The organism is Dokdonella sp. (assembly GCF_036518555.1).
Taxonomy (GTDB): domain Bacteria; phylum Pseudomonadota; class Gammaproteobacteria; order Xanthomonadales; family Rhodanobacteraceae; genus Dokdonella_A.
Genome location: NZ_DATDMY010000229.1, coordinates 1 through 6,768, shown reverse-complemented (window position 1 = coordinate 6,768; position 6,768 = coordinate 1). Strand labels below are relative to the sequence as shown.

Below are 6,768 nucleotides of genomic sequence, written 5' to 3'. Positions count from 1 at the left end.
CGCGCGCGCCACCGTCGCCGGCCCGCTGGATGCGGCCCGGCGCTTCTCGATCGAAACGTGCCGCCAGCGCGCGCCGGAGCGAATGGACTCGATCGTCGCGGTGCGGTCGAGCACGCCGGCCGGCGGCGGAAGCACCATGAGCGCTTCGCGCGCGAGCTGGGCCTCGTAGAACTGCGCCGAACCGGTCCAGAACTGCTCTTCGAGTCGCCACAGTGCTTCGGCCTGGTCTCGGTCCATATCCACCTCCGACGTCGTCGCTGCCGACAGGCTAGCGGCGTCCGAGCGCGGCGATCAAGGCAACGCGGCGCGATTCAAACTGGTTCCCGCGCACGCGTGCAGCCCGAGTTCAGCGTCGAACGCCCGTTGCCGAAGCCTGCAGACGTCGTGCGCGCATGGCCGTTGCGGCGGCCGTGCAATCGGCCGTCGACGCGGGCCGTCCCGACGCCCGCCGCCATCTGCGTCCGTCCCGGGAGGCAACGCCGCACCGGCCACTCCTTCCGACCTTCATGCAGGGTGTCCGCGGCGGTCGGCCGAACATCCAGCATGTTTCACGGTCACAGTCGTATCATCCGATCCGCCATCGACCCGCTCGATGCGGCCCGGCGGCCGGCGGCAACGAACTGTCGCCCTTTTTCGATCACGGCCGTAACGCACATGCCGGAGGGGCCATGAGGTACCTGGAGCAGTTCGAGCGCCTCATCGTCGTCGTGCTGGTCGTACTCATGGCCGGCGTGGTCCTGCTCGCCACGATCGAGCTCGCATGGATCCTCGTGCAGGACGTGATCACGCCACCGGTGCTCCTGCTCGAGATCCAGGAGCTGCTCGATCTGTTCGGGCTGTTCCTGCTCGTGCTCATCGGCATCGAACTGCTGCACTCGGTGCGCACCTACATCGTCGAACGGACGTTCCACATCGAGACCGTGCTGGCCGTCGCCATGATCGCCGTGGCACGCAAGGTCATCGTGCTCGATCCGAAGGAGCTGCCGCCGGGGGCATTGCTGGGCATCGCCGCGCTGGTGGTCGCATTGTCGTTCGCCTTCTACGTACTGCGGCGCGGCGGCGACAGCCGCGACCGCCCGGATTGATCGTCCAGCTCGCATCGAACGGCCCAGGCGGGCGTAGCGTGTTCACTATGTCGGCCATGCGCCGCAGGTTTCGGCAGCATCGACGGGAGACAGTGCCGTGGGATCGAACATGGGATGGTGGATCGGATTCAATCTCTTCGTTCTCGCACTCCTCGCATTCGACCTGGGCATCCTTCACCGCAAGGAGAGGGACATCAAGCTCGGCGAAGCGCTCTGGCTCAGCCTTGCCTACATCGTGCTCGCGCTGGCGTTCGGAGCGATCCTGTTCTGGCTGCGCGGGAAGCAGGACGGGTTCGATTTCCTCACCGGCTACCTGATCGAGAAGTCGCTGAGCATCGACAACATCTTCGTGATCGTCCTGCTCTTCACGTATTTTTCGGTACCGACGCAATTCCAGCACCGCGTGCTCTTCTGGGGCATCCTCGGCGCGCTGATCATGCGCGGCGTCCTCATCTTCGCGGGCGTGCAGCTCATCCAGCGCTTCGCCTGGATGGCGGTGCTGTTCGGCGTCTTCCTCGTCGTGACGGGCATCAAGATGCTGGTCGTCGCCCACCAGCGCCCGAACCTCGACGACAACATCGTACTCAGAGCGTTCAGGCGGCGCTTCCGCGTGACCGAGGGTTATCACGGCAAGCACTTCTTCATTCGCAGGGATGGCCTGCTGTTCGCGACGCCGCTGTTCCTCGTGCTCATGATGGTCGAGTTCACGGACCTGGTGTTCGCGGTCGACTCCATCCCGGCGATCATCGCGATCACCACCGACCCCTTCATCGTCTATACGTCGAACGTGTTCGCGATCCTCGGCCTGCGAGCACTCTACTTCGCGCTGGCCGGCATCGTGCCGCGCTTCGTCTACCTCAAGTACGGGCTGTCGCTGGTCCTCGTCGTGATCGGTTTCAAGATGATCGCGAACTACCTCTACGGCGGAAAGTTCGTGCCGACCGAGCTCGCCCTGCTCATCACCAGCGTGCTCGTCGGCGGCTCCATCGCGCTTTCGCTGCTGCGCACGCGCGGCGCGTCGCCGGCACCGCCGACCGGCTGGGTGCCGGGGAGCCCGGCGCGCACCGCGACGGAGGAGAAGCGCAGCGGGAGCGAGTAGCCCGGCCAAGTCGGCATCCTTGCCGGGTGAGGACGCACGCGGATGCCGATGCCGATGGGGCGAAGCGGACATCGCGGCGGTACTTTCGGCACGCTCCGCCATCCGCGATTCGGGTCTAGTTTCCCGCGCATCGATCATCGCGATCGGCTGCGGGGGACGACATGGCCAGCGTGAGCCGTCGACAATTCCTGAAGCTCTCCGTCGCGCTCGGCGCGTCGCTCGCATGGGGTTGCACGCCGGTGCGGCCGTCGTCGAGCGGTTGGCGCGAGCGCCGCGACCTCTATCCGCAAGGCGTCGCGTCGGGCGATCCCGACGACAGCAGCGTACTGCTGTGGACGCGACGTCCGTACGACGATGGGCGCGAAAGCGCGACGTTGCGCGTGGAAATCGCGGACGATCCCGCGTTCACGCGCGTGGTCGCGCAGGCGACCGCACGCGTGCAGGCCGCATCCGACTGGACCTGCCGCGTGCTCGTCGGCCACCTGCAAGCCGCGCGCGAATACTGGTACCGCTTCGTCGACGACGACGGCAACGGCAGCCGCATCGGCCGCACGATCACCGCGCCGCACCCCGATGATCCGCGACCGTCGCGCTTCGCGTTCGTCAGTTGCCAGGACATCTGCGAGGGCCACCTCAACGCCTACCGGCGCATGATCTGGGAAGACGAGCGCGCCGCGCCCGGGGAACGCATCGGGTTCGTATTGCACCTCGGCGACTTCATCTACGAAGTCGTGCAGTACCCGGACCAGGTCAAGGACGGCCATCGTTACGACCGCCGCATCACGTTCCCGATCAGGTATCCGAAAGGCAAGCCCGTCGCGAAGAATCGCTTCTGGGTGCCGGACTCGCTCGAGGATTATCGTGTCGCCTACCACGCGTATTTGCGGAATCCCGATCTGCAGGATGCGCGCGCGCGCTGGCCGTTCGTCGCGATGTGGGACAACCACGAATTCTCCTGGCAGGGCTGGCAGTCGATCCAGGAATTTCCCGGCACCGAAGGCTGGGTGCCTGCACAGACCTTGAAGGTCGCCGCGAACCAGGCCTGGTTCGAATACCAGCCCGCGCGCGTGTTGCCGCCGGGCTCGAAGCTCGACACGTTCGATGCGCCGCACGTGGTCGACACGCCCGTCAATGCATTCGACGACGACGGCCTCGGCACCGAAGGCAACAACCTCGCCGCGATCGAGAGCCTCATCGCGTATCGCGCGTTGCGCTGGGGCCGGCACATCGACCTCATCGTGACCGACCAGCACAGCTTCCGCTCGCGCGACCCCGGCAGCCACGACGAGATCAACCCGCTGTTCGAGAACGACACTCTCGGCTTCGTTCCCGAAGAGTTGTGGGCGCAGCTCGACGCCGGCCGCGCTTACGCCGACGACCATCCGCCGGCGACGCTGCGCTTCGGCGACCGGAGCGTCGCCAACTACCGCGCGCACGAAGCGCCGCAGACGATCCTCGGCGCGAAACAGAAGGCGTGGTTCCTCGAGCGCCTGCGCAGCGCGAACGCGACCTGGAAGATCTGGGGCAACTCGCTCGGCACGCCCGACTGGCGCGTCGACCCGCAGCATCTCCCCGCCGCGCTCGGCGCCTGGAAGGGCGCAGGCTACGGCCTCATGGCCACGGGCGACTGGGGCAGCACGTACCACGAGCGCGCCGAGATCTTCGATGCCGTGCGCGATGCAGGCATCACCGGCTTCGCGATCGTCGCCGGCGACCGCCACAGCTTCTGGGCCGGCTACGCGGCGAAAGCGTTGCCGCCCGCAACGTTCGAACCCGTCGGCGTCACCTTCGTCGGCGGTTCGCTGTGCTCGCCCGGCATGGCCGAAGCGAACGAGCACAACCTCAAGGCGGACAACCCGCTGCGCCCGCTGTACGTCGCCAACCCCGGCGGCGGACCGCCGCAGGCCACCGTCAACCTGCTCATGCACCACGGCGTGCGCTCGGCGCTGGAGTACGCGCGCAGCGGCGACCTGCAGAAGGCGCATGCGCTGCGCAACCCCGACCTCGCCCCGCACCTGTGCTTCGTCGACATGGGCGGCCACGGCTACGCCACCGTGCGCGTCGACGCCGACACGATGGTCACCGAATTCGTCTGCATCCCGCGCCCGATCGAACGCAGCACGAGCCCCGATGGCGGCCCGCTGCGCTACCGCGTCCGCCACGAAGTGCCGTTGTGGAAAGCGGGCGAGAAGCCGCAGATGCGGCAGGTGGTCGTGGAAGGCGATGCGGGCTTGTCGACGTAGGCAACCAGGTCCTGGCCGCTCGAGCATTCAGCGCGAGACGCAGCGTGCAGCCCCGAGCAGGAGTGCCTGCTGCTCGCGGCGCCGAGTTCGCCTAGTCCAATCGAAGCTGCGCGAAGTCGCTGCCGCCGGGGTCTCGCAGCCCGCCTTCGAGGCAACGCGCCCGATACGCGCTGGGCGTACAACCTACCCGCGTCTTGAATGCGCGGTTGAACGGGCCAAGCGAAGCAAAGCCGCTTTCAGTGCTGACGCGCAGGATATTCCCGTGTCCCTCGCGCATGGCCAGAAGCCTGCAAGCGTGCGCAATGCGATAGCGATTGAGCAGCTGATTGAAATTCTTCTCGCCCATTCGCTGGGTGATCAGTTTGCTCAAGCGGTGCTCGACGGTCCCCAGCCTGGCGGCCAACTCGGCCACCCTCAGGTCCGGTTCGCGATACACCTGCAGCACGTTCAGGTTGTGCTGCAGCAGTGCCGTCAGTCGTGCGTCATCCTCGCACGGAGCGGTCTTCGCCTGTTCCGATGAAAGACCCCTGCGGCTGGTCGAGGGCAGTGGGGAGCGACGACGATAGCGCAAGGCGAAGTGGGTAAACACGAGCATCGAGGATGCGCAAAGTGCGACGACGCCCCGATGCGCGGGTTGCAGCGCGGGGTAGGCATCGGCGAGCGCGCCCAGCAGCGTCGTGGATAAGACGCTGGCGCCGTACAGGGCGAGGAACGAGAGTCGAAACCGCCGTTCGGAACGCGTCCATTGGCTGGACCAGCCCCGCAGCGGCTCGAGGAAGCTCAGCGCCAGCAGGGAGGTGCTCATGAACGTGAGCAACGCATCGTTCACGACGAGCAAGGCTGTCGAGGTCGCTTCGGCGTGCATGGCGCTGCCGCGGTGAATCGCGATGAGGAGCGCGACGCTGACCGCCAGTCCGACATGTCGCAGCTGCACGGCGGGAGCGCCGCGGAACAGCGCACGGGACACCAGCCAGAAGCCGTTGCACGTGGATGAGCCGCCAATCGCGACGGCCCATGTCAACCACGCGGGCGCGCCCACCATCCACGGCGACATCAACGATATCGCCAACGACCCGCTGACGACCGCGAACAGGATATCGGCGTCCTGCTTGTCCTTCCTCGACAGCAAGGTCAGCAGAGACGCCACGGCTGTCACTACGGCAGCTACGGTCATCGTGGCAGCCCAACCTTGCATCGCAACGTCCCCTTCGGTTCGACGACAAGTTTGGAGGAACCGCAGCGTCCAAAGCCAGTGCCCGTCGATAAACCTCCCGTAAACAACGATTTGCCACCGCGCCATTCGACCGGCCGATTCGCGAATCGGCAAGACGAACCGGGCGGTCGACGGGCAGGGTGGCAGCCCCTCTCCCGCACGTTCCCATCACATGGCATCGCCCCGCATCGTCTCTCCCGCGCAGGCTCTGCGCCTCGGCGCTTCCGCCTGGTTTGTTGCAGCGACCCTGGGCCAATGGGCCTTCGTCGTGTTCATCGTGCTGTTCTTCGGCGGCCATGTGCTCGGCGGCGATCTGGCGGCGCTCAACAACAAGCCGCATGTGACCGGCTATGTCCGCGGAGACGTGTTCGGCAACATCCAGTTCATCGCCCATGCGCTGATGGGCGGCGTGGTGACGTTTGCCGGCGGCTGGCAGTTGGTGCCCGCCGTGCGTCGCCGCTGGCCACACCTGCATCGCTGGAACGGTCGCCTGTTCCTCGGCATCGCCCTGGTCGCTGCGTTGTCGGGCCTCTACCTCACGTGGATCCGCGGCTCCCAGCTCGGTCCGGGAAGCAATCTCTCGATCACGATCAATGGACTCCTTATTGTCGCCTTCGCCACGCTGGCGTGGCGGAGCGCGCTTCGACGCGACTTCGCCCGCCATCGAGCGCACGCGCTGCGCGCATTCCTGTTGGTCAACGGCGTATGGTTCCTGCGTATCGGCATCATGCTTGCGGGTTTGGCATTGGCCCCGCTCGGAATCAAGATCGATTACGAGGGCGCCGTCTTCGTCGGCGTGAGCTTCGCCAGTTGGCTGTTGCCTCTGGCCGTGCTGGAGCTTTACCTGCGCGCTGAACGATCGACGCGGCCGCTACCCAAGTACGCCATGGCACTGACCTTGGGCCTGCTTTCGCTCGTGACGTTGGCCGGTAGTGCCGCTGCGGTCGCCTTCATGTGGATGCCGGTGCTGGCAGCGTCCCAGTGAGCGGCAGGGCATGGACGCTTGCGCTCGGTAGCCGTCAGCGAGTGCCTCCGACCAATGGGAACGGTGGTAGTTGATCCCGGGCACCGCCCATCGATCAAGACCGCTGCTGATCGAGTCAACGCTGTGTGACGCGCGGCCCGAAG

6 protein-coding genes are annotated in these 6,768 nt (G+C 66.4%); 4 read left to right on the top strand and 2 right to left on the bottom strand.

Annotated features, from left to right (window positions below):
- On the bottom strand, window positions 1–237 hold a 237-nt coding region (locus VI238_RS12760; protein ID WP_331651935.1), incomplete at its 3' end, for a hypothetical protein.
- Between the two features lie 431 nt (window positions 238–668).
- Between VI238_RS12760 and VI238_RS12755 the strand changes: the two genes are divergently transcribed.
- The 3 genes from VI238_RS12755 to VI238_RS12745 all read left to right on the top strand — a co-directional run bounded on the left by VI238_RS12755 (window position 669) and on the right by VI238_RS12745 (window position 4,427).
- On the top strand, window positions 669–1,085 hold the full coding sequence (locus tag VI238_RS12755; RefSeq protein ID WP_331651933.1) for a phosphate-starvation-inducible PsiE family protein: 417 nt from the start codon (window positions 669–671) through the stop codon (window positions 1,083–1,085).
- Window positions 1,086–1,194: 109 nt separating this feature from the next.
- Window positions 1,195–2,184, top strand: a complete 990-nt coding sequence (locus VI238_RS12750; RefSeq protein WP_331651931.1) for a TerC family protein — start codon at window positions 1,195–1,197, stop codon at window positions 2,182–2,184.
- A gap of 161 nt (window positions 2,185–2,345) precedes the next feature.
- Window positions 2,346–4,427 (top strand): alkaline phosphatase D family protein, encoded by a 2,082-nt coding sequence (locus VI238_RS12745; RefSeq protein WP_331651929.1) that lies wholly within the window; start codon window positions 2,346–2,348, stop codon window positions 4,425–4,427.
- Window positions 4,428–4,518: 91 nt separating this feature from the next.
- On the opposite strand, the gene VI238_RS12740 is transcribed toward VI238_RS12745, so the two are convergent.
- Window positions 4,519–5,601, bottom strand: a complete 1,083-nt coding sequence (locus tag VI238_RS12740) for a helix-turn-helix transcriptional regulator (RefSeq protein WP_331651927.1) — start codon at window positions 5,599–5,601, stop codon at window positions 4,519–4,521.
- Between the two features lie 211 nt (window positions 5,602–5,812).
- Here VI238_RS12740 and VI238_RS12735 point away from each other — a divergent pair, with 211 nt between their 5' ends.
- Window positions 5,813–6,625, top strand: coding sequence for a DUF2306 domain-containing protein (locus VI238_RS12735; RefSeq protein WP_331651925.1), 813 nt, complete (start codon window positions 5,813–5,815; stop codon window positions 6,623–6,625).
- The last annotated feature ends 143 nt before the right edge of the window (window positions 6,626–6,768 follow it).